24 protein-coding genes and 1 tRNA gene are annotated in these 22,573 nt (G+C 62.0%); 20 read left to right on the top strand and 5 right to left on the bottom strand.

Annotated elements, in window-relative coordinates:
- Positions 1-440: 440 nt before the first annotated feature.
- Entirely contained in the window at positions 441-860 is a 420-nt protein-coding gene (locus AAFO92_RS19300) for a thermonuclease family protein (protein WP_347537969.1), read from the bottom strand.
- A gap of 175 nt (positions 861-1,035) precedes the next feature.
- Here AAFO92_RS19300 and AAFO92_RS19295 point away from each other — a divergent pair, with 175 nt between their 5' ends.
- Both AAFO92_RS19295 and AAFO92_RS19290 read left to right on the top strand, forming a co-directional pair.
- Positions 1,036-1,422 carry a hypothetical protein gene (locus AAFO92_RS19295; RefSeq protein WP_347537968.1) on the top strand — a complete coding sequence of 129 codons (387 nt, stop codon included), beginning with the start codon at positions 1,036-1,038 and terminating at the stop codon, positions 1,420-1,422.
- A 321-nt stretch (positions 1,423-1,743) separates the two neighbouring features.
- Positions 1,744-2,262, top strand: coding sequence for a hypothetical protein (locus AAFO92_RS19290; RefSeq protein ID WP_347537966.1), 519 nt, complete (start codon positions 1,744-1,746; stop codon positions 2,260-2,262).
- A 226-nt stretch (positions 2,263-2,488) separates the two neighbouring features.
- On the opposite strand, the gene AAFO92_RS19285 is transcribed toward AAFO92_RS19290, so the two are convergent.
- Positions 2,489-2,563: transfer RNA gene (locus AAFO92_RS19285), tRNA-Thr, on the bottom strand.
- Positions 2,564-2,649: 86 nt separating this feature from the next.
- Here AAFO92_RS19285 and AAFO92_RS19280 point away from each other — a divergent pair.
- The 8 genes from AAFO92_RS19280 (at position 2,650) to AAFO92_RS19245 (ending at position 8,496) form a co-directional block, all read left to right on the top strand.
- A complete protein-coding gene (locus tag AAFO92_RS19280) occupies positions 2,650-2,805 on the top strand; it encodes a hypothetical protein (protein WP_347537965.1) in 156 nt (51 codons plus the stop codon).
- A gap of 5 nt (positions 2,806-2,810) precedes the next feature.
- Positions 2,811-4,079, top strand: coding sequence for a UDP-N-acetylglucosamine 1-carboxyvinyltransferase (gene murA / locus AAFO92_RS19275; protein ID WP_347537963.1), 1,269 nt, complete (start codon positions 2,811-2,813; stop codon positions 4,077-4,079).
- Entirely contained in the window at positions 4,076-4,546 is a 471-nt protein-coding gene (locus tag AAFO92_RS19270) for a DUF2948 family protein (RefSeq protein WP_347537961.1), read from the top strand. The genes murA and AAFO92_RS19270 overlap by 4 nt, the downstream gene beginning before the upstream one ends.
- A gap of 580 nt (positions 4,547-5,126) precedes the next feature.
- Entirely contained in the window at positions 5,127-6,428 is a 1,302-nt protein-coding gene (gene hisD, locus AAFO92_RS19265; protein WP_347537959.1) for a histidinol dehydrogenase, read from the top strand.
- Positions 6,429-6,582: 154 nt separating this feature from the next.
- Positions 6,583-7,062 carry a UPF0262 family protein gene (locus tag AAFO92_RS19260; RefSeq protein WP_347537957.1) on the top strand — a complete coding sequence of 160 codons (480 nt, stop codon included), beginning with the start codon at positions 6,583-6,585 and terminating at the stop codon, positions 7,060-7,062.
- A gap of 5 nt (positions 7,063-7,067) precedes the next feature.
- Positions 7,068-7,529 carry a low molecular weight phosphatase family protein gene (locus AAFO92_RS19255; RefSeq protein ID WP_347537955.1) on the top strand — a complete coding sequence of 154 codons (462 nt, stop codon included), beginning with the start codon at positions 7,068-7,070 and terminating at the stop codon, positions 7,527-7,529.
- Positions 7,526-7,918 (top strand): ketosteroid isomerase-related protein, encoded by a 393-nt coding sequence (locus tag AAFO92_RS19250; RefSeq protein WP_347537953.1) that lies wholly within the window; start codon positions 7,526-7,528, stop codon positions 7,916-7,918. Before AAFO92_RS19255 ends, AAFO92_RS19250 begins: the two co-directional genes overlap by 4 nt.
- Positions 7,915-8,496, top strand: a complete 582-nt coding sequence (locus tag AAFO92_RS19245) for a GNAT family N-acetyltransferase (RefSeq protein ID WP_347537951.1) — start codon at positions 7,915-7,917, stop codon at positions 8,494-8,496. Before AAFO92_RS19250 ends, AAFO92_RS19245 begins: the two co-directional genes overlap by 4 nt.
- A 6-nt stretch (positions 8,497-8,502) precedes the next feature.
- Here the strand turns inward: AAFO92_RS19245 and AAFO92_RS19240 are convergent, their stop codons facing one another.
- Positions 8,503-9,285 (bottom strand): arylmalonate decarboxylase, encoded by a 783-nt coding sequence (locus tag AAFO92_RS19240; protein ID WP_347537949.1) that lies wholly within the window; start codon positions 9,283-9,285, stop codon positions 8,503-8,505.
- Positions 9,286-9,399: 114 nt separating this feature from the next.
- On the opposite strand from AAFO92_RS19240, the gene AAFO92_RS19235 reads away from it, so the two are divergent.
- The 7 genes from AAFO92_RS19235 to AAFO92_RS19205 all read left to right on the top strand — a co-directional run bounded on the left by AAFO92_RS19235 (position 9,400) and on the right by AAFO92_RS19205 (position 16,210).
- Positions 9,400-10,545, top strand: coding sequence for a Xaa-Pro peptidase family protein (locus tag AAFO92_RS19235; protein ID WP_347537947.1), 1,146 nt, complete (start codon positions 9,400-9,402; stop codon positions 10,543-10,545).
- Positions 10,546-10,680: 135 nt separating this feature from the next.
- The gene (locus AAFO92_RS19230; protein WP_347537945.1) at positions 10,681-11,745 is read left to right on the top strand and encodes a Hint domain-containing protein; all 1,065 of its coding nucleotides are present in this window, start codon (positions 10,681-10,683) and stop codon (positions 11,743-11,745) included.
- Between the two features lie 165 nt (positions 11,746-11,910).
- Positions 11,911-12,465, top strand: a complete 555-nt coding sequence (locus AAFO92_RS19225; RefSeq protein WP_347537943.1) for a hypothetical protein — start codon at positions 11,911-11,913, stop codon at positions 12,463-12,465.
- Between the two features lie 290 nt (positions 12,466-12,755).
- Positions 12,756-13,376 carry a 30S ribosomal protein S4 gene (rpsD, locus tag AAFO92_RS19220; RefSeq protein WP_347537942.1) on the top strand — a complete coding sequence of 207 codons (621 nt, stop codon included), beginning with the start codon at positions 12,756-12,758 and terminating at the stop codon, positions 13,374-13,376.
- Positions 13,377-13,487: 111 nt separating this feature from the next.
- A complete protein-coding gene (gene hisC, locus AAFO92_RS19215) occupies positions 13,488-14,573 on the top strand; it encodes a histidinol-phosphate transaminase (RefSeq protein WP_347537940.1) in 1,086 nt (361 codons plus the stop codon).
- Entirely contained in the window at positions 14,570-15,484 is a 915-nt protein-coding gene (locus AAFO92_RS19210; RefSeq protein ID WP_347537938.1) for a prephenate/arogenate dehydrogenase family protein, read from the top strand. Before hisC ends, AAFO92_RS19210 begins: the two co-directional genes overlap by 4 nt.
- A 3-nt stretch (positions 15,485-15,487) precedes the next feature.
- Complete coding sequence (locus AAFO92_RS19205) at positions 15,488-16,210, top strand: extensin family protein (protein WP_347537936.1); 723 nt, start codon at positions 15,488-15,490, stop codon at positions 16,208-16,210.
- A gap of 3 nt (positions 16,211-16,213) precedes the next feature.
- On the opposite strand, the gene AAFO92_RS19200 is transcribed toward AAFO92_RS19205, so the two are convergent.
- The gene (locus AAFO92_RS19200; protein ID WP_347537934.1) at positions 16,214-17,218 is read right to left on the bottom strand and encodes a DUF2125 domain-containing protein; all 1,005 of its coding nucleotides are present in this window, start codon (positions 17,216-17,218) and stop codon (positions 16,214-16,216) included.
- A 68-nt stretch (positions 17,219-17,286) separates the two neighbouring features.
- Between AAFO92_RS19200 and AAFO92_RS19195 the strand changes: the two genes are divergently transcribed.
- The 3 genes from AAFO92_RS19195 (at position 17,287) to AAFO92_RS19185 (ending at position 21,044) form a co-directional block, all read left to right on the top strand.
- Positions 17,287-17,817: a gamma-glutamylcyclotransferase gene (locus AAFO92_RS19195; RefSeq protein ID WP_347537932.1), complete on the top strand. Its 531-nt coding sequence runs from the start codon at positions 17,287-17,289 to the stop codon at positions 17,815-17,817.
- A 68-nt stretch (positions 17,818-17,885) separates the two neighbouring features.
- A complete protein-coding gene (locus tag AAFO92_RS19190) occupies positions 17,886-19,082 on the top strand; it encodes a biopolymer transporter ExbB (protein ID WP_347537930.1) in 1,197 nt (398 codons plus the stop codon).
- A 3-nt stretch (positions 19,083-19,085) separates the two neighbouring features.
- Positions 19,086-21,044, top strand: coding sequence for a peptidoglycan -binding protein (locus AAFO92_RS19185; protein WP_347537928.1), 1,959 nt, complete (start codon positions 19,086-19,088; stop codon positions 21,042-21,044).
- Positions 21,045-21,180: 136 nt separating this feature from the next.
- Here AAFO92_RS19185 and AAFO92_RS19180 read toward each other — a convergent pair whose 3' ends face one another.
- Positions 21,181-22,569 (bottom strand): aminotransferase, encoded by a 1,389-nt coding sequence (locus tag AAFO92_RS19180; protein ID WP_347537926.1) that lies wholly within the window; start codon positions 22,567-22,569, stop codon positions 21,181-21,183.
- Positions 22,570-22,573: the final 4 nt, after the last annotated feature.

Below are 22,573 nucleotides of genomic sequence, written 5' to 3'. Positions count from 1 at the left end.
CGGTTTAACCCGAATTGCCTGCTTCCTGGATTTGCGGTGCGAATACCTGACTGTCGACACTCTCGCGGTCATGTGGCCCCATATCACTGTCTGACTTTGGGGGTCTCGGGGATCGGTATTACCTGGTTCGTCGAATGCAAAACACATCTGGTTAAATAAGAATGCGTAACTTGCTAGTTTGCACTTTGATTTCCTTGTACGCCTCGACCTCCACTGCATCCGAACAAGTTAATTATATAGCGGAACGTACACCGGTATCCGGCCAGTCGTTGTCTGTAGGCATTAATAGTTTGCGAGAGAAGCTGGAACGCGGACTTGAAACACGGTGGAATGCCGCCTGCTGCAAGGTCTGCAGGAAAGGCAAGGCCTGTGGTAACTCGTGCATCAAGCGAACTTATACGTGCCACAAGGGCAAAGGGTGCGCCTGCGACGGATAGAGGTTATTTGCAATAGCCATGCCGCGTGAGCGAACGGCTTTGGGCGGTTTCGAACTTTGCGTATCGCCCGCCCGAAAATCGCGGGCAGTCTCTCGCCTGACCTGCCGCGATTGCCAGTGCACCAATGTCGTCATCGCCCAAGTAACAAACGCCGATCCAACGGTCGCGGTTCTTCTCGCCCGTCAGCCAGCATCGAACCGGTTTACGAAGGACAATCTGCTGCATCCAGCGCTTGGCGTTTCGGCCGCCACGCTCACTCAATTCGGGACCATCCACACCTTGTAAGCGAATAGGAAGACTGTTCACTTCAACAGTGTCCACGTCGCGAACATGGGTTACGCGACCTTCGATCCATTCCCCCGCATCTACACTGCTCGAAACGGCAAGGGTTGCAATAGTCAAAAAGATACCAACTCTAGACACGATTCCCGCCTTTCCAGAACTCATTCGATTTCGGAATTACACCCTTTGAGCGTATTATCGGCAAGTCTGTAGGACCTCGGGGTTGTATTTCCTTTAAATCCGGCTTCAATTGCCAGAATTTTGTTTGCTGAAGTGGTCGTCATATCTAGCATCGGGGCGTTTGCAAGATACCCGAGTGTTTTTAGTGCCATTGACGCTTACAGAAAAGATTGAGGAGTTTGTCGCTGAATTAATCGTTTCAAACGAGGATTTGTCAGCAAGAAATGCCATTTCCGCAGCGATAGGGGAGTTCCCCAATGCTAAAGCTATTGATGCGGTATTTGCATTCGTTTCGATGGCATCTGCGCTTGAACAACCGCTTTTTGATTACACCGGCAGAGACGCAAAACTCTCTGCCGAATTATACCGTTCGATAGCAATATTGGTCGCTGACATCTATGCGGTTGAAAGGTTAAGGGGCTGGCCTGTCACCTGCGCTCAACTCAGTGAGTTTTGGGTTGAGACAGACGAGACGTTCTTCATACCAGGACAAGCTGTGAAAGCGGTTACTAACCTGACTTAAGCGCCACGCCTGGCCCAGCGGCAACGTCCCCGTTGTCCAGAAATTGAATGCCTTGGGCCTCTAGGGCCTTGCGAATTGCCTCAGCGCTGGCGTGCTGCATTCCACCCTTTTCAGTTTCGAAGCGGCTGATGGTGGTGAAAGATACTCCTGCCTTTTCCGCTAATTCTCGTGTTCCAATTCGCAGGGCATTTCTTGCCATTCTTAACTGCGCAGGGGTCATTCGCCTACCTCGTATGTATTTATGCATACAGGGTATTGACATTATGCTAACCCTGTACCTATATTTAATACACAGTAAGCATAAACGCAACGAGATTAGCAATGACACGTGCCATCAACCGCTCAGAAATCTTTTCCTTTGCCTGGACACTTGCCCGTCAGGAGCTGTTCAGTCAGCGTTTGCCCGCATGTGAACTTCGCAGCTTGTTTCCCGACGCCCTGCGCCGTGCATGGGCGGAGATGAAACACCGCGCTGTGATTGCCACCGAACGTGCCAAGCAAGTCCTGCGCCCCTCTGCAGAACTCTGGGCCGAAATCCAGACATTGGAAAACCGCACCACGCTTGGCCACGAGGGCATCAACCGTTTATCCGAATTGCGCGGCGCCTATCACGCTTCCTGCAAGCGTGAAGCCGAGGAACGGGTGAAAGCAGAGATGGAAGCCAAGCGCCGGATGATTGCCGCCGCCAAGGGCCGCTTTGTCTCGGTGACTTTCACCAAGAAGGACGGCAGCGAGCGCATCATGCGCATTTATCCGTGCATTGCAGAAACAAGGGCAGACCTACCTACAGCCCAAACCCATTCCGGCGTTGTGGGAATCGCGTTCCAGCGGGCAGGCTGAATAGCGCGTTCTGGCCAAGTAGTCGGTTGTGCCATCTAGTTGGTCACGGCGGCAGAACTCACACTTATTGTCCCCCATGTGCCCCCCCAGGGCCGTGCGGTCTTTCATTCCTGCGATAAACTGCCGATTTCCGAGAAACTGGATTAGTGAAGGTGGACTATGGGGTGGATATAAATTGATTTAACTCTGTTAAGAGTTTAATATTATTAAAAAAATTACGTTTTAATGGTGCTGCTGGGGAGGATTGAACTCCCGACCTCACCCTTACCAAGGGTGCGCTCTACCACTGAGCTACAGCAGCACGTCGTGGCGCGCTGATTAGACGCTTATTGCACATGGTGCAAGGGTTATCTGGACGCTAATTGACGGCTGATGTAGACAGTGGACATGGAGAAAAAAGCGCCAGCGAAAAAACCCAAACAAACCGGCGAAACGCGTGAAGACCGGCTGAAACAGGCGTTGAAAGCCAATCTGGCCCGGCGTAAGGCGCAGGTGCGGGCCCGTGGTTCCGCAAGCACAGGCAAAAGCGAAGGCGAAGGGTAGAGCAGATGGATTCGATTGTTGTGAAGGGAAATGGCCCGCTCTCGGGGCAAATTCCCATTGCCGGGGCCAAGAATGCCTGTCTGACGCTGATGCCGGCGACGATCCTGAGCGATGAGCCGCTGACATTGACCAACGCGCCGCGCCTGTCGGACATAAAGACCATGACCCAGCTGCTGGGCTCGCTGGGCTGCGAGGTGTCCAGCCTGCAGGACGGTCAGGTGCTGGTGATGTCGAGCCATGACCTGGACAACCACGTCGCCGATTACGACATCGTGCGGAAAATGCGCGCCTCGAACCTGGTTCTGGGGCCGATGCTGGCGCGACTGGGTCATGCGGTCGTTTCGCTGCCGGGTGGCTGCGCGATCGGGGCGCGGCCGATGGATCTGCACATCCAGGGGCTTGAAGCGCTGGGCGCCGAGATCGAGCTGCGCGACGGCTACCTCCATGCCACGGCCCCGAACGGGCTGAAGGGCGCGAAAGTGTCGTTCGGTTTCGCCTCGGTCGGGGCCACGGAAAACGTGCTGATGGCGGCGACCCTGGCCAAGGGCACGACGGTTCTGGAAAACGCGGCGCGCGAGCCCGAGATCGTCGACCTGGCCACCTGCCTGCGCCGGATGGGCGCGCAGATCGAAGGTGACGGCACCGGCACGATCACCGTGCAGGGGGTGGACCGGCTGGGCGGGGCGACGCACCCGGTTGTCACCGACCGGATCGAGCTGGGCACCTACATGCTGGCCCCCGCCATCTGCGGCGGCGAGGTGGAATGCCTGGGCGGGCGCATCGACCTGGTGGGCGCATTCTGCGAGAAGCTGGACGCGGCAGGAATATCGGTTGAGGAGACGGAAAAGGGCGTGAAGGTTTCCCGCAAGAACGGCCGGGTCCGCGCCGTCGATGTCACGACCGCACCGTTTCCGGGTTTCCCCACCGACCTGCAGGCGCAGATGATGGCACTGATGTGCATCGCCGAGGGCACCAGCGTGCTGGAAGAGAAAATCTTTGAAAACCGGTTCATGCACGCGCCGGAACTGACGCGGATGGGCGCCCGGATCGAGGTGCATGGCGGCACCGCAACGGTGACGGGGGTGGAACAGCTGAAGGGCGCGCCGGTGATGGCCACGGACTTGCGGGCCAGTGTTTCGCTGATCCTTGCCGGGCTGGCGGCAGAGGGCGAAACCGTGGTCAGCCGCGTCTATCACCTGGATCGCGGCTATGAGCAGGTGGTGCGCAAGTTCGAAGGCGTTGGCGCCCTGATCGAACGGGTGCCGGGCACATGAGCGATGATGCACGGTTCGAAGATGGCCGCGAAGCGCCGCTGAACCTGGGCGCGCTCGACGCGGATGACCTGGGGGTGATTTCGTCGCTGGTGCAGGATGCGGTCTTTCCCATCACCGAGATGACATGGCAGGCCGGGCAGCGCCGCTTTGCGCTGCTGTTGAACCGGTTCCGCTGGGAGGATGACGGGCGCGACCGGCACGGGCCCGAGCGGGTGCGGTCTTTGCTGGTGGTCGATAATGTGCTGCGCGTGTCAAGCCAGGGGATCGACCGGGGCGACAGGGATGTGATCCTGTCGCTGCTGAGCGTCGCTTACGAGGCGGGTAGGGACGGGGCCGGGCACGTTTTGCTGACGCTTGCCGGTGACGGGGCGATCAAATTGTCGGTGGAGGCGTTGGAAGTGACACTGAAAGACGTGACACGGCCCTATGCGGCGCCGTCGAAGAGAACCCCCGACCACGGCGATTGAGAGGGATTTCGCCGCGCTTCGCGCGCCGATCGGTCGGGGCGCTGCCCCGAACCCCGGAGTATTGTTGGGCAAGATGAAGGGGGGCGCTGTCCGGCAATGGTGATCAGCCTGCCTAACAGTTGCCGCAGTTGTTCGTATTCTGAGAAGAAAGGTTGGTTTGGTGTCGGGAGCGCAGTATGGAATTCTTAAGTGATCTGATGTCCTTTCTGGGAATCTTCGAGGGTATTCTGCCTTGGCTTGGCATCATTCTGCTCGTTCATTTTGTTACCACCGTTCTTGGATTTCCACGAAGAAACAATCGCAACCAATCGGGCGCGGATTCTGGGGACCTGAGCGCACCGGGTGGCGATGGCGGAGACGGGTCTTAAACCGGCGTTTCTTCCGGTGCCGATGTTTCCGGGTGAGCTGAGTTTCGTGTAATCGCAAGACAAGCACAAATTTCCCGATGGGTTACGTGAGATGTCTGCATTGCGGGCGCCACGCCAGATCCTTCTTCCGGACAGTCCCTGGCTCTGATCTCCAAGCCTTGAGCCCGGCGGCGTATCAAAGTATGGCTCTGCCCGATCAAGGAGGCCACGCCATGCCGGTATTTCTGAACGCCAATGATGCCGATTTCGAAACGGCTTTCGCCTCTCTTCTGGGGGCCAAGCGCGAGGACAGCCCGGATGTGGATAAGACCGTGGCGGGCATCATCGCAGATGTGCGCGCGCGTGGCGATGCGGCGGTTCTGGAACTGACCGAACGGTTCGACCGGATGGCGCTGAGCGCGGATCGGTTGCGCTTTTCCGAAGCCGAGATCGACGACTTGGTGGCCGGTGTTCCCGCGGGCGAACGCGCGGCGCTGGAACTGGCGGCCGAGCGCATCCGGGCCTATCACGTGCGGCAGATGCCCGCCGACGAAAGCTGGACGGATGCGCAGGGCGCGATGCTGGGCTGGCGCTGGACGCCGGTCAGCGCGGCGGGGCTCTATGTGCCGGGCGGGCTGGCCTCGTACCCGTCCTCGGTGCTGATGAACGCGATCCCGGCCAAGGTCGCGGGGGTCGGGCGGCTGGCGATCACCGTCCCCACGCCGGACGGGCAGGCCAACCCGCTGGTGCTGCTGGCGGCGCGGCTGGCAGGTGTCGACGAAATCTACCGCATCGGCGGGGCGCAGGCGATTGCCGCACTGGCCTACGGAACCCGGAGCATCGCGCCGGTGGACAAGATCACCGGGCCGGGCAACGCCTATGTCGCGGCTGCCAAGCGCCGGGTCTTCGGCAAGGTCGGGATCGACATGATCGCCGGCCCCTCGGAAATCCTGGTGATCGCGGATGGCGACAACAACCCGGACTGGATCGCGCTGGATATGCTCAGCCAGGCGGAGCATGACGCAAGCGCACAATCCATCCTGGTCACCGACAGCGCCGAATTCGGCCAGCAGGTCGGCGAGGCCATCGACCGGTTGCTGCTGACCCTGGAACGGCGCGAGATCGCCGAGGCCAGCTGGCGCGATTTCGGCGCGATCATCACCGTGCCCAACCTTGACATGGCGGCAGAGCTGTCGAACCGCGTCGCGCCCGAGCATCTGGAGCTTTGCGTGGCCGATGCCGACGCCTTGGCGGAAAAGATCACCCATGCGGGGGCGATATTTCTGGGCGCATGGACGCCCGAGGCCATCGGTGACTACGTGGGTGGTCCCAATCACGTCTTGCCCACGGCGCGCTCCGCCCGGTTTTCCAGCGGGCTGAGCGTGATGGATTTCCTCAAGCGCACGACGCTGGCGCGGATGACACCGGAAGCGCTGAAAGCCATCGGCCCGGCGGCGGAAACGCTGGCCCGGTCGGAAAGCCTGCAGGCGCATGGACTGTCGGTCAGGGCGCGTCTGGATCACCTCAACGACTGAACGGGCGGGCCGTTGCATGGTAAGAACGAGCACCGGCGGCTTGCCGCGATCTGTGCCGAATTCGCCGCAGATCCAGCGGCAATCTGAACCCGGATTGCTCAGGAAGCGATCCTGCGGTAGTGGTTTGCCAGCTTGCCAAGTGAAAGTCAGTGGAATGAGCCGTATCAGCCATATCGAATTGGATGACGCCAACCTGCCGCCGCCCACGCCCGAGATCGAGCAGGAGCGGAAGGTGGCGATGTTCGACCTGATCGAGGGGAACACCTTTGAGCTGCCCAAGCGCGATGATCGCGTTGTTCCGCCGGGGCCGTATCGGGTGCAGCTGTCGATCCGGGAAAAGCGGCTGGTCTTCGACATTCGCACCGAGGCAGAGGAGCCCGCGGCGGAATTTCACCTGTCGCTCAGCCCGTTCCGGCAGGTGGTCAAGGATTACTGGCAGATTTGCGAGAGCTATTTCGACGCGGTCAAGAACCTGCCGCCCAGCCAGATCGAGACCATCGACATGGCCCGCCGCGGGATCCACAACGAAGGCGCGCGTATCCTCGAAGAGCGCCTGGACGGCAAGGCCGATATCGACAATGACACTGCCCGTCGCCTGTTCACGCTGATCTGCGTGCTGCATTTCGGGGCCTGACGCGCATGGCAGAGGAGCTTCCTCAGTCGGTACTTTTCTGCTGTGACCACAACGCCGTGCGCTCACCCATGGCCGAAGGGATCATGAAGAAATTCTATGGCACCGGCACCTATGTGCAGTCGGCAGGTGTCAAGAGTGACATGGATATCGACGGGTTCAGCATCGCGGTCTGCGGTGAGATCGGGGTGGAGCTTGATCGCCACCGCACCCGGAGTTTCGACGAGATGGAGCAATGGGGCGATGATCTGTCGTCCTTCGATCTCGTCGTCTCGCTCAGCCCGGCAAGTCAGCGGCGCGCGCTGGAACTGACGCGGGTTTTCCATCTGGAAGTCAGCTACTGGCCGATCATGGACCCGACCGGGCTTGGCGAGACCCGAGAGGCCAAGCTGGCGGCCTATCGCCAGACCCGCGACCAGATCATCAGCCACCTGACCGAGCGTTGGGGGCCACCAAGGGAAGAGCCATGAACACGACCGTGCGCAACTATTTCGACGCATTCAATACCGGCGACCTGTCGGCGATGCTGGCCTGCCTGTCGGATGATGTGCGGCACCATGTCAACGAAGGCAACGTGCGGCAGGGCAAGGATCTGTTCCGCAGCTTTTGCGAGCACATGAGCCGTTGTTATCGCGAAGAACTGACCGACATGGTGATATTCGACGCCGAGGACGGCTGCCGGGCGGCCGCAGAATACGTGGTGAACGGCACCTACCTGGAAACCGACGCGGGGCTGCCCGAGGCGAATGGACAGACCTATCGCCTGCCTGCCGGTTCGTTCTTCAGCCTTGAAAACGGCAAGATCACCCGGGTCGTGACCTATTACAACCTCGCTGACTGGGTGCGCCAGGTGTCATGATCCGGGTTGATCGGTTGACCGGCGAGGCGCTTGGCGCGGCGCTGGAAGATGTGGCGCGTTTGCGGATCGAGGTGTTTCGCGCCTTTCCCTATCTCTATGATGGCGATACCGCCTACGAGGCGGCGTATCTGCAGACCTATCGCGACAGTCCCGATGCCATCCTCGTGGGGGCGTTTGACGGTGCCCGGCTGGTCGGGGCCTCGACCGGGACGCCGATGGAGGATCACGGAGAATTCGCCGCGGCCTTCGCCGGGCGCGATATTGACCTGACGGGCGTGTTCTATTGCGCCGAAAGTGTCTTGCTGCCGGATTATCGCGGTCATGGCGTCGGCCATGCCTTCTTTGACAAGCGCGAGGCACATGCCCGCGATCTGGGCCGCGCGTATTCGGCCTTTTGCGCAGTGGTCAGGCCCGGCGATCACCCGTTGCGCCCGGCCGGTTACGCGCCGCTGGATCCGTTCTGGCGCAAGCGCGGCTACGCCCCGCTGGAGGGCGTGACGGCAACCTACCGATGGAAAGACCTGGACCAGCCCGACGAGACCGACCATGCGCTGCAGTTCTGGATGCGACCGCTCTGACCCGGCTCAGTATTCCCGCAAAAGACGGCCCAGCCCGGGCAGCCTGTCGTCGATCCCCGCCAGCCGCAGGCAATCCCAAAGCATGGCCTGGTTGGAACAGATCACCGTCTTGCCAAGCTGCTGCTCGATCTCGTCCACCACCTCGATGCTGCGCAGGGCCCCGCAGCTGAGCAGGATCGTATCCGCCTCGGGCGTGTCGATGGCGCGGGCATAGTCGACAAGGTATCCGGGGGCGACGCGGATCATCTGCGTGTCATAACTCAGCCCCATCCCGTGGCTTGCGACCACGTTGAACCCGGCCCGGCCCAGATAGGCCGCGACGTTATCGTTCAACTCGGCCACGTAAGGCGAGCCGAGCGCGATGTTTCGTGCGCCGGTGGCGGCCAGTGCCTTGCGCACTGCCCCGGCAAGCGTCGTGGCTTTCGCCCCCGGCGCGCCGCGTGACAGTTCGGCGCAGGAAACCTCTTCGCCCACGGCCACGGTGCCCGAGGTGCAGGCGAAGCAGATCACGTCCAGCCCGTCATCGGGCAGGATGCGCGCGGCGGTTTCCGCCAGCGATCCGCGCAAGTGGCTAAGGCTTTTCGTCGAAATCTCCCGTGGCATCGTGGCCCGGCTGAAATGGGCCCCGACGCCAGGCGGCATGTGGCGGGTCATTTCCTCTTCGATGGTCTGTTCATTGGGGATCAGGACAAATCCGATCCTGGCCCGCGCATTGCGCCCCTCGTCAAAGCGCGGCTTGCCCAGAATAGCGGCGCGCGCCGCGCTGGTCATGTCACCGGGTCTGTTCATCGCACGGTCTCCGATCCCGTCTGCCCGTATCTTACCGCGTAAGCAGCACAGGACAAATACGGTGATTTTCACGGGGCACTGTGACAGTATCAGCAGAACAGGGCAGGAGGGAGAATGCACGCGAACCCGTTTTCCGACGCCGAACTGGCCCGGCGCGTCGCCGCCGTACGGCTCGCGATGGCCGCGCGCGAGGTCGACATCGCGCTGCTGTCGTCGCCTGAGAATATCTTCTACCTGATCGGGCTGGATCACTGGGGCTATTTCGCCCCGCATGTCCTGATCGTTCCGGAAGTGGGCGATCTGGTGCTGATCACCCGACAGATGGAGCATGTGGTGGTCCGCAACCAGGTGCGCAATGCGCGTTTCATCGGCCATTCGGATTCGGAATCCGCGGCGGATGTCGTGGTGACGCATCTGGCCGGCACATGCGGCGGCAGGACGCTGGGGATCGAGGCGGGATCCTCCGGCATGAGCCTGGCGATGGGCACGCAGATCAAGACCGGGATCGAAACCGCGGGCTGGGTCGATATCACCGGTATGGTCGATACGCTGCGGCTGGTGAAGTCGGTCGAGGAACAGGGCTTCATGCGCCGGTCCGCGCGGGCGGCTGACGCGGGCACACAAGCCGCGATCGAGGCAATCCATGAGGGCGCCGCCGAGGCAGATGTGGCCGCCGAATGCCTTGCCGCGATGACCCGCGCCGGCGGCGGGCCGCCGGGGTTCGGCCCGTTTCTGCGCCCGGCCTGGCGCATGGCCGAGGAACACACGACCTGGGGCGACGGCACCCACCGCGAGGCCGTGTTTCTGGAGGTTGCCGGATGCGTCGCGCGCTACAATGCGCCGATGGGCCGGCTGGTGAATATCGGTGGCATATCCGATGCGGATGCCGATGCCGCGGAGCTGAGCAAGGCCGCGTTCGAAGCGACCCTGCAGGCGCTGAAACCGGGCCGCCGGGCACGGGATGTCTATGATGGCTGGCAGGCGGTGGTGGATGCGGCCGGGATGCCCGAATACCGACGGCACCATTGTGGATACCTGGTGGGGATCGGTTTCCCGCCATCCTGGACAGGCGGGCCGCGCGTGCTGGGCCTGAGGCACGATTCGGATCTGGAAATGCAGGAGGGGATGACCTTTCACCTGATGTCGTGGTTCACGGAAACCGGGCGTGGCAACTACTTTGTATCGAACACGGTTTTGCTGACGGGCTCCGGTGCGGAACTGCTGAATCAAACCGGCATGGGGCCCTTCGTCAGATCATAGTGCAGCGGTCCATGTGTGGAATTCTTGCGACGGCGCCGAAAAAATAGCTTTTACGCGATTCTCGGGGCTTCCCAGGGTGATTCGCCTCTGTTAACCTTTGGTTAATAATAATTAAAAAAGGCAGGCATACAGGCAATGAAGACGGGCTTTCGCGGCACGTTTGTCATCTCCTGGTCGCAGACGGAAGTGGACGGTTTAGAGGCCGCCCCGGTCCAGTCGCTCAGCATGGGGGCCGCATGGTCCTGGCGGGGCGATGTGGTGCGGGTGGACGGGCCTGGTGAACTCCTGCGTCTCGGGCAGGCAGACGGCGATGTGACAAACCGCAGGCGCGCCGCACGGATGGTGCGGCGGCTGGTGGGGGCGGCGATCACGCATACCACGGATATCGAAAGCATCGAGGTCGAGGATCCGCTGATCGACAACGGGTTCGTCGTGACCGATGGCGCGCAGAGCTATACGATCACCGTGATCGACGTCGGGCGCGGCGCACCGCCGCTGCTGATGTTCGTCGATGAGATCCCGCCCCGCGATACCGAGATGTGGGTGGTGCACAATTCGCTCGCCGGGATGCGTAGCGACGCAAGCCAGCCGATGTCCGGTGGCGTGATCTGCTTTACCCCCGGAACGCGGATCGAGACGCCCGAGGGCCCGCGCCTGGTGGAGGAACTGCGCGAGGGCGACCGGGTCCAGACCAAGGATAACGGCGCGCAGGAGATCGAATGGATCGGCAGCCGGCGCATGACCGGTGCACGCCTCTTTGCCATGCCGCGCCTGCGCCCGGTCCGCATCAGCGCCGGCGCGCTCGGGATCGGGCGCCCGGATGATGAATTGCTGGTCAGCCCCGAACACCGGATACTGGTCAAGGGAGAGGTGGCGCAATCGCTGTTCAACGTTCCCGAGGTGCTGGTCTCGGCCAGGGACCTGATCAACAACGGAACGATTTCGGTCGATCTGGCCGTGCGCGAGGTGACCTATGTGCACCTGATGCTGCCGCGACACCAGATTCTGTGGGCCAACGGGATCGAGACCGAAAGCTTTCACCCGGCCGGTACGTCGCTGGACATGCTGGACAAGGCGGACAGATCCCGCCTGCTGGACCTGAACCCGCGGCTGGAAATCGAGCCCTTGGCCTATGGCAGCTTCGCCCGGCGCAACCTGAGCAGTTCCGAGGCGGCGATTCTGGCCCATGAGGCGGCCTAGACAAAGTCTTCGCTGATCCGAAAAAGCGCTACGTTCATACCGGCAGCGAAGCGGATAAAGTTGCCGGTTCCTGCGCTCTCTACAATGCCTGCTTTGGGCGTGAATCATGTTCTTGGACAGCAAGGGGGTCTTTCCGGCGTGCTAGCACCAGTCTAAGATGAAAGCATGTGTTTCTTCATTTCAATCATTGTAAAAGGCGGAGATGCCAAAGCAATTGATGTGGTGCTTCGCCGACACGGTCGACGAGCAATGCCATTTGACAACGCATCAATGCGCAACGCGCTACAACCAGATGAAAATCTCTTCCTTACGACGGTTGGGCATTGCGATTGTGGAACAGCCCTCTCGCCAACAGAATATGCAAGCGGAAGGTTGAATAACCAGAGGTCAAAACAGGTTGCCAAGCTAAAGAAAAAAGGGTGGTCGGCAACGAAGATAGAAAGATGGATTGCGCATCGAACGAAAGCGGATGAGCGGGCTGAAGAACGACACCAAATCAATGCGCCAGACAGCTTTGAACTTTGGACGCACGTCATTGATGACGTAATATCCGTCGCCGGTGTGCATCAGGCTGGAATACTACTACACTTTTACTCTGGGAGCTTGGAGGATGAGGTTATTGAGCCAATGCGAAAGTCTGTTTCCATCCATGATTTCGCGTCTCAACTTCGGAAGATTAATGAGGATCAACTCCTGATCGCCATGTCTGCCTCCGTCTAGTTTCGGCTGTTCGTCTGGTGCGCCGTATCGGTAAAAGTGGGCTGAAAGCGGGCATTGTCATCCCCGGTTGAGAATCCAGGCACATATTCGGGCCGCCTGGCCCAACCCGGTTGACACCACGCTGCAACGCAGTATAAGCGCGCATTCATTGGTGTTGGTGGCCCCCGCAAGGGGATCCCTGTCAGGAGAAATCCAGAGGACAACGCCCTTCACAGCGCGCTTCATCCCGGAAAGTGGGAACCGGTTTTCGGACAAGATGAAGCGGCACTCAAAAACGAAGGAGATCAGCCGTGACCAAACGCACGTCTGCCAAGTACAAGATCGACCGCCGGATGGGCGAAAACATCTGGGGGCGTCCGAAATCCCCGGTCAACCGCCGCGAATACGGCCCGGGCCAGCATGGCCAGCGCCGCAAGGGCAAAATCAGCGACTTCGGCCTGCAGCTGCGCGCCAAGCAGAAGCTGAAAGGCTACTACGGCGACCTGACCGAGAAACAGTTCAAACGCATCTATGCCGAAGCGGCCCGTGTGAAGGGTGACACCGGCGAGAACCTGATCGGCCTGCTGGAGCGCCGCCTGGACGCGGTCGTGTACCGCGCCAAGTTCGTCGCCACCATGTTCGCCGCGCGCCAGTTCGTGAACCACGGCCATGTCCGCGTGAACGGCAAGAAGGTCAACATCCCCTCCTACCGCGTGAAAGAGGGTGACGTGATCGAGGTGCGCGACCGCTCCAAGCAGATGGCAGTTCTGCTGGAAGCCACCCAACTGGCCGAGCGCGACGTGCCGGATTACATCGACGCGGACCATTCCAAGATGACCGCAACCTTCGTCCGCACCCCGGGCCTGAGCGACGTGCCTTATCCGGTGATGATGGAACCGAATCTCGTCATCGAATTCTACGCGCAGAACTAAGCCAAGATTTTTTCTGCCAGGGGCCGCGACGGGAAACCGCCGCGGTCTTTTTCGTTTGGTGCTGGTCAAGCCCAAGAGCCACGGATAGAACACGCCACGGGAGGCGGATCTATGACAGTCATCACACCCCGTCCGGGGATCATGGATATCGAACTTTACCAGGGCGGCGCCGCGCATGTGGACGGCGTCAGCAACGTGGTGAAGCTGAGTTCAAATGAAAACCCGTTCGGGCCTTCCGACGCGGTGAAGGAGGCGTTTCGCAAGGTCGCCTTTGATCTGCACCGCTATCCCTCAACCGATCACGGCGCGCTGCGCGCTGCCATCGGCGAGGTGCATGGCGTGGATCCGTCGCGCGTGGTCTGCGGTGTCGGCAGTGACGAGATCATCGCCTTTCTCTGCCAGGCCTATGCCGGGCCCGGCGACGAAGTGATCCATACCGAGCATGGTTTTGCCATGTACCGGATATCGACCCTGGCCAATGGCGGCACACCTGTCGAGGTGCCGGAACGCGGCAGGGTCACGGATGTGGATGCGATCCTGGCGGCCTGCACCGACGCGACCCGTCTGGTGTTCATCGCCAACCCCAACAACCCGACCGGCACGATGATCGGCGAGGCCGAGATGGCGCGGCTGGCCGATGGATTGCCGCCGCAGGCCCTGCTGGTGATCGACGGGGCCTATGCGGAATATGTCGAGGGTTACGATGGCGGCGCCGGGCTGGTCGACAGCCGCCAGAACGTGGTGATGACGCGCACCTTTTCCAAGCTTTACGGTCTGGGCGGGCTGCGCGTGGGCTGGGGCTATGGCCCGCAACATGTGGTGGATGTGCTGAACCGCGTGCGCGGTCCGTTCAACCTGTCGACCGCGGCGCTGGCCGCGGCCGAGGCAGCAGTGCGGGATACCGGCTGGGCCGAGAAATGCCGCAATGAAAACAATCGTCTGCGGCACTGGCTGGCCGAGGCATTGGCCGGGCATGGGGTGGTGTCCGATACCTCTCTGGCCAATTTTATCCTGGCGCGTTTTGCCGACCGGGCAGAGGCCGATGCCTGCGATGAATACCTGAAATCCCAGGGGCTGATCGTGCGCAAGGTGGCAGGCTACAACCTGCCGCATTGCCTGCGCATCACCGTGGGCGACGAACCCAGCTGCCGCCGGGTGGCCCATGCGGTGGGGCAGTTCATGGGGGATGAGGAATGAGCGTGATTTACGATCGCGTGGCGCTGATCGGTCTTGGTCTGATCGCCTCGTCGATGTTCTGGGCGATGAAACGCAGCGGGCTGGCCGGTGAGGTGACGGGCTATGCGCGCTCATCCGAAAGCCGCGACATCGCGCGCGAGATCGGCCTGTGCGACCGGGTCTGCGACAGCATGGCAGAGGCGGTCGAAGGCGCGGACCTGGTGGTGCTTTGCGTGCCCGTGGGCGCGATGGGGGCCGTGGCCGCGGAAATCGCCCCGGCGCTGAAACCCGGTGCCACGGTCAGCGACGTGGGGTCGGTCAAGAAAGCGGTGATCGACGCGGTTGCGCCGCATCTGCCCGAAGGGGTACATTTCGTTCCCGCCCACCCGCTGGCCGGTACCGAGCATTCCGGGCCGCGATCCGGTTTTGCCGAGCTGTTCGACCATCGCTGGTGCCTGGTCGTGCCGCAAATCGGCGCCGACAGGGATGCGGTGGAGAAGGTCGAAAAGCTCTGGCAGGGCATGGGGGCGCTGACCGGCGAGATGGATGCCGACCACCACGATCTTGTGCTGGCAGTGATCAGCCATGCGCCGCACCTGATCGCCTACACGATGGTGGGCGTGGCCGATGACATTCGCCGCGTGACCGAAACCGAGGTTATCCAGTATTCCGCTGCCGGGTTCCGCGATTTCACCCGGATCGCGGCCAGCGACCCGACAATGTGGCGCGACGTGTTCCTGTCGAACAAGGACGCCACGCTGGAAATCCTGGGCCGTTTCACCGAAGAGCTTTTTGCCCTGCAAAAGGCGATCCGCGACGGCGACGGCGAACATCTTCATGCCTATTTCACCCGTACACGCGCGATCCGCAAGGGCATCATCGCGGCGGGCCAGGATACGGATGCACCGGATTTCGGACGCGGAAAGGTATAGGCCATGCGGAAGTTGTTGATGATATTGCTGGTTGTCACATCCTCCGCTGCCGCCGCGAACGCACCTTACACTTCGCTACGCCCCGTCGCACGTCCGGGCACGGCCACCGATACCGCCGCGATCCGGCGCGTCGGACTGTTCGAATCTCTCAGGCCGAAATCGCGCGACCGCAAGTCGCGCGCCGAACGGCGTCTTGCCAGGAAAGGTGCGGTCTGTGGCGATATCGCGATTCAGGGCATTGCCGTCGGGCGCGTTCCGGGCCGGATCAAGGGGTGCGGTATCGACGGCGCAGTAAAGGTCCGTTCGGTCAGCGGGGTGACGCTCAGCCAGCAGGCGGTGATGGACTGCGCCACGGCACGGGCGCTGAAATCCTGGATTGACCGGGGCCTGAAACCCGCCGTGGGCAAGCGCGGTGGTGGTATCGCCCGTCTGCGGGTTGCGGCGCATTACGCCTGCCGGACACGTAATGGCCGCAAGGGAGCCCGCATTTCCGAACATGGCAAGGGGCGCGCGATCGACATTTCCGCCATCACCCTGCGCGATGGCAACGAAATCTCGGTGCTCAAGCACTGGGGAAGGGGGAAAAATGGCCGCATTCTGAAAAAGATGCACCGCGCCGCCTGCGGACCTTTCGGTACGGTTCTGGGCCCCAACGCGGACCGGTACCACCGCGATCACTTCCATTTCGATACGGCGCGGTATCGCAGCGGCTCGTACTGCCGCTAGGTATCAGCGGATCGTCAGGACCGGGGCAGGGCCAATCGGCACCGGCCCCAGCAGCATCCGGCCATTACGGAAATCCAGCGGAATATCCAGCGTATTCGGATTGCCCGAAAGGCCTGCCATCAGGCCGAGCGCATCCTCCAGCGTTGATCCCAGGCCTTCGGGGATGGCACCCGAGGTCACGGCGAGGTCCAGAATGTCACGCCAATTCCTGGCCTTGACCGTGATCTGCCCCTTCGGCTGGCCGCCCTCGTCCACATCGACCGAACCGGCCAGTTGCAGATCAAGCTGGCCCCAGCGGGCCTGCGCCAGCTTCAGGTCGATCCTGCGAGGTTGCGGGCGTGCTACCTCGATCGCGGCACGGTTCCAGGGCTTGTCGAACGTGACGGTCAGGTCAGCCTTCAGCGCGTGCAGCGTGTCGGGAAGGGTGCCGCGGGGATCAACCCTTTTCAGCCAAGGGGCAGAGGGTTTGACCTTGTCCGCCGCCAGTCCCAGACGATAGGTGGCATCAGAACCCTCGTTGCGTTCGGCGGCAAGGGTCAGGGCGCCGACACTGGCGGTTTCCGGCGGGTTCGACGCCGTGACAATCAGGTTTTCCGCGGTCAGGGTGGTGCGTTCCAACGCCAACTGGGCGTTCGGCTGCAAGGTCAGGCTGGCGCGCATATCGTCGCTGGACAGCTGATATTTGCCTTGCGGCGTGGCAATCATTTGCGCCCGCGGCCAGATGGCGATCACGCTGTTGGGCCGGTAGCTGAGCGCGAGGAGCTGAAAAATCGGGGCCTGCCATGCCAGCCCCGTTTCTGGGTCGGCCAGGGACAGATCGGTAAAGGTGGTATCGAACCGGTTGGGAAAGCCGCGCACCGCAAGGTCGCCATATTCCGCCACCCAGCCGTCATCGCGCCGCTGGTCGATCCAGCGTTCGAATGCCGACTGCGACCCCTCTGCGCCAATGAACCAGTAGCCCGACCAGCCGACCGCCGCCAGCAGGATGAGGGTGAGAAGAAACCTCATTTCCGGATGCCCCTTTAATGCCCCTTGGCTTTGGTGTTTATAGGATAAAAAGCGCGAGGAACAACACCATGACACTGTGGGTATTCGGCTATGGTTCGCTGATGTGGAACCCCGGTTTCGAGGTGCGCGAGAAGGTCATCGCCACGCTGCCCGGCTATCACCGCAGTTTCTGCATGAGGTCGATCCATCATCGCGGTACGGATGAAAATCCGGGCCTGGTGCTGGCCCTGGACGAGGATGAGCACGCGACCTGCCAGGGCGTCGCCTTTGCCGTGGCCGACGGGTCTGAGGAGGCGACGATGGACTATCTGCGTGAACGCGAACTGATCTCCTCGGCCTATCTTGAGAAATTCCTTGAAATCCGCCTGGCCGATGGCCGCCATGTCGAGGCGGTCACCTATGTGGTCGACCCCGAACACGTGCAGTATTGCGGCGGGCTGCCGTTGGAAGAACAGGCAGAGATCATCGCCCGGGCGCATGGCGGGCGCGGCCCGAATGACGAATATCTCTACAACACCGCGTCGCATCTTGGCGAATTGGGGATTCACGATACCGATCTTGAGTGGCTGACCGCCCGCGTCAGGGCAGCTTCCGCATAAATCCTTGGCACGATTGCCGCATCCGCGTAGGGTGCAGGCCAGCAAGAACAAGTGTCGGGAGCGTCCAGATGGACCAGCCGGACCGTGAGGTCGAGCCGCAGTTTTCACATCCCGTTCGCCAGATCATCCTGATGCTGGTGGTCCTTGGGCTGACAGGGGCAGGGGCCTTTCTGGCATTGCCGCGGGTTTTGCCGGTGTTTCAGGCCAATCCCTGGCTGAACGGCTTCATCGTCTTCGTGTTTCTGATCGGTGTTCTGGCCTGTTTCTGGCAGGTCTTTCAGTTGATCGGCTCGGTCCGCTGGATCGAAGGCTTTGCGGCGCAGCGCCCGGGGCACGAGTTCATCCAGGCGCCGCTATTGCTGGCGCCGCTGGCGACGCTGCTGCGCCAGCGCGGCAAGCGGATGCAGGTGGCATCGTCCTCGGCGCGCTCGATCCTCGATTCGGTTGCACAGCGGATCGACGAGGCGCGCGAAATCACCCGCTACATCGTCAACATGCTGATTTTCCTGGGCCTTCTGGGCACGTTCTACGGCCTGGCCACTACCGTGCCGGCGGTCGTGGACACGATCCGGTCACTGGCCCCACAGGAGGGCGAAGGCGGGGTGGCGGTGTTCAACCGGCTGATGACCGGGCTCGAAGCACAACTGGGCGGGATGGGCGTGGCCTTTGCTTCGTCGCTGCTGGGGTTGGCCGGCTCGCTGGTGGTGGGCTTGCTGGAGCTTTTCGCGGGCCACGGGCAGAACCGGTTCTATCGCGAGCTCGAGGAATGGATGTCGACCATCACGCGTGTCGGGTTCTCCGCCGGAGATGGCGACGGCAGCCCGGAGCAGAACATGATGGCCCACGTGGTGGACCATATGGGCGAGCAGATGGAATCGCTGCAGATGATGCTGACCCAGTCGGATATCAGCCGCGACGCCGTTGACGAAAAACTGGGTGCGCTGACCGAGAGCATCCAGCGCCTGAGCGACCGGATCGAGGCCGGCAATGCCAATAGCGGCGAAGCCGCGCTGATGCGGCTGGCGGAAAGCCAGGAGCGGCTGATCGAAAAGCTGGTGGAACGTGGCGACGAGGGGATCGACGCCGAAAGCCGGATGCGGCTGCGGTCGATCGACGTGCAGATGTTGCGCATCCTCGAGGAAATCAGCGCCGGCCGGCAGGAAAGCATGACCGAGCTGCGCACCGATCTGGCCGCGCTGACCCGCGTGCTGGAACAGTTCATCAGGCGTGACACGGATCCGGCCCACGGATTGGGGGACGGATAACCCATGGCCCTCTCGCGACGCACCGGCACCCGGTTCCAGGCCTCGATCTGGCCGGGTTTCGTGGACGCGATGACCGGCTTGTTGCTGGTGCTTATGTTCGTGCTGACCATTTTCATGGTGGTGCAATTCGTGCTGCGCGAAACCATCAGCGGGCAGGAATCCAAGCTCGATGCCCTGTCGGCCGAGGTGGCGGCGCTGGCGCAGGCACTGGGGCTGGAACAGGACCGCAACACCTCGCTCGAGGCGCGTGTGGGTGAATTGTCGGCGACGCTCGGCGATGTCCGCCGTCGCGAGGCGGAACAGGCGGCGCGCATTGCCTCGTTCGAAGAGCAGGTGGCCGGTCTATTAGCGCAGCGTGACAGTGCCCTGGGCCGAGTGGCCGAGCTGGAAGGCGAACGCGACAGCCTGCTGTCCGAGCAGGAGGCGCTGCAGCTGGCACTGGCGGGATTGCGCGAAGAGGTGGACGCACAGGCCGAAGCCGCGCGCCTGGCCGCCGCACGTCGTGCCGCGCTGGATGCGCTGGTGGCCGATCTGCGGCGGCGCAATGCCGAGACGCAGGAAAACCTGGGTGCGCAGGTCACAGACCTGCAGGCGCAGTTGAGCGAAGAGGAACAGGCCCGGCTGGCCGAGGCCGCCGCGGCGGAAGCCCTGCGCGACCGGCTGGAGAATTCCGAGGCCCAATTGACCGCCCTTACGCTTGCGCTGGAAGAAGAGCGCCGTAAGGCCGAGGAAACCCTGGCCATGCTGGCGGCGGCACGTTCGGCAGGCGAGGATCTGGATCTTCAACTGGCAGCGGCGCTTCTGGCACAGGAAGACGCCCAGGGTGCGCTGGCCACGATGCAGGATACCCTGACCGAACGCGAGGCGGAGGTGGCCCGGCTGCAAGGGCGCCTGGCCGCTGTCGAAGCAGAGCTGTCCGAGGCCGGATCGGCGCGGCAGACGGCGGTTTCGGAGGCGGCGGAAAGGACTGCTCGGATCGCCGAGCTAGAGGCCCGGCTGGCCAATATGCAGGCCGAGCTGAACGCCACCCAACGGCAACTGGCCGAGGCGCTGGCCGCCCAGCAATCCGTTCAGGCTGATGCGCTGGACGCAGAGGAAGTGCGCAAACAGCTGGCCGCCGCCCTGGCGGCAAAACTGGCAGCGGAAAGCGCGGCCGGCGAAAGCCTCAGCAAGGCCGAAGAGCGCGCAGCACTTCTGGCACAAGCCCAGGCGGAACTGGCAGAGCAGCAGGAACTGGCGAGCGAAGCGCAGCAGCAGCAGGCGTTGCTGAACCGTCAGGTCGCGGCCCTGCGCGAGCAACTGTCCGGGCTTCAGGCCCTGCTCGATGAGGCCAAGACGCGCGAGGCGACGGCCGATATCCAGTTGCAAAATCTCGGGCGTGACCTGAACACCGCCCTGGCGCGGGTCGCCGCCGAGGAGCGCCGCGCGCGTGAATTGGAGGCGGAAAAGCGCAGGCTTCAGGAAGAACGGCTAAAGCTGCTGGAGGCCGAGAAGCAGGACCTGGAACGCTACCGGTCCGAGTTCTTTGGCCGGTTGCGGGATGTGCTGGGCGCGCAGGAGGGCGTGCGCATTGTCGGCGACCGTTTCGTCTTTTCCTCCGAGGTGCTCTTCGCGCAGGGCGAGGCGCGATTGTCGCCGGAGGGGCAGGTGGAGATCGCGAAGGTCACGGATATCCTGGGCAAGGTGGCGAACGAGATCCCCGACGAGATCGATTGGGTGCTGCAGGTGGACGGGCACACGGATGACGTGCCGATCATCGGGGCAGCACGGTTTGCCGATAACTGGGAGCTCAGCCAGGCGCGGGCGCTGTCGGTGGTGCGCTACATGATCGACGTGCTGGGGATGCCGCCTGACCGACTATCGGCCAACGGCTTTGGTCAGTACCAGCCGATCAACACCGAGGACACCGCCGAGGCGCGCGCGCAGAACCGGCGCATCGAGCTGAAGTTCACAGGTAAATAGACCCGGTATCCCGGCGAGTTCCGCATCGGGACTGGCCACGAACGCGCCGCCATGAGGCATGGATCTGCCAAATGCCGCGGGTCGGTCCGGAACAGATGATTTCCGTCTGCGGCGCCTGGCCTGTGCCTGCACAAACTCACATCGCGTGGATCCCGCTCTTTGCCAGTTCGGCGGTCGCGCGCTTGATCCCAATATCCATGATATCGAACATCTGGTCGATCTGATCCCTTGAAATGATCAGCGGAGGAGAGAACACGCACATGTTGATGAGCGGCCGCAGCATCAGGCCCAGCTCCTGACAATGCTGATCAATGCGGGCGCCGATGGTTCTGTCGATTTCCAGGGAATCGCGATCCGTTCCCGTATTGCATTCGACACAGCCGACAAGACCCATGCCTCTGGTATCGCCGACAATCGGGTTTTCGCGCAAGCCATGCAGCCTTTCCTGGAAATGCAGGGCAACTTCCCTGACATGCTCCAGCAGGTTTTCCCGCTCGATGATTTCGATGTTCTTCAGGGCGGCGGCGGCGGCGACCGGATGCCCCGAATAGGTATAGCCGTTCGAGAATGTCGAGCCCTGCGAGCTTTCGCCGGAAATGCTCTCGATCAACGCATCCGAGATGATGCAGGCCCCCATCGGGACGTAACCGGAGGTCAGGCCCTTCGCCGTGGTGATGATGTCGGGCACGATGTCGAACGCGTCTTCGGACGCGAACCAGTGGCCCAACCGACCCCATGCGGTGACGACCTCGTCGGATATGTAGAGAACGTCGTGATTGCGGCAAACTTCCAGGCATTTCCTGTGATAGCCCCTGGGCGGAACGATGACGCCGCCCGATGCCAGGATCGGCTCGGCAATGAATGCAGCAACCCGGTCCGCGCCGATATCGACGATGGCGCGCTCAAGGTCGGTGATCTTCTCGTCAAGGAAGTCACCGATGCTCATGCCCACGGGGCGGAGCGAGGGATTCACGTTCGGCAGGAAATAGGCGATGCCGGAGGGCTGATCGAGCCACCCTTTGTCGCGTTCCTTGCCGCTGACACTGGCGGCCAGGAAGGTCGATCCGTGATAGGCTTTCTGACGCGAAATGATGACCTTTTTATCCGGTTTTCCCAGCAGGTTGTTGCGAAACTGCACGAAACGAAGGGCAGTATCGACAGCCGTTGACCCCCCGGTGGTGAAGAACACGTGGTTGAGGTCGCCGGGCGTGCGTTTCGCGATCTCGTGCGCCAGCCGGGCGGGGGCCGAATTGGCGTTGTTGAACGGCGAGAAATACGCCATTTCCCGTGCCTGTCCCGCCATCGCATCGGCCATTTCCGCGTTGCCATAGCCAAGCTGCACGCACCACATCCCGGCCGGGCCATCAATCAGGCGCTTGCCGGTTTCCGTCGTCACGTAGATGCCGCTGGCGGTTTCGGTGAAGGTGCGTTCGTTATGGCCGATATCGGCCATCCCCTCCCAGGGGTGGACGAAATTGTGGTTGTCCCATTCGCGTATATCGGCGAAGTCGTTCTGCAAGGTCATTGGT

The sequence above is a fragment of the Roseovarius sp. CAU 1744 genome (assembly GCF_039839345.1).
Classification (GTDB): domain Bacteria; phylum Pseudomonadota; class Alphaproteobacteria; order Rhodobacterales; family Rhodobacteraceae; genus Roseovarius.
This window is presented reverse-complemented; position numbering and strand designations above follow the sequence as displayed.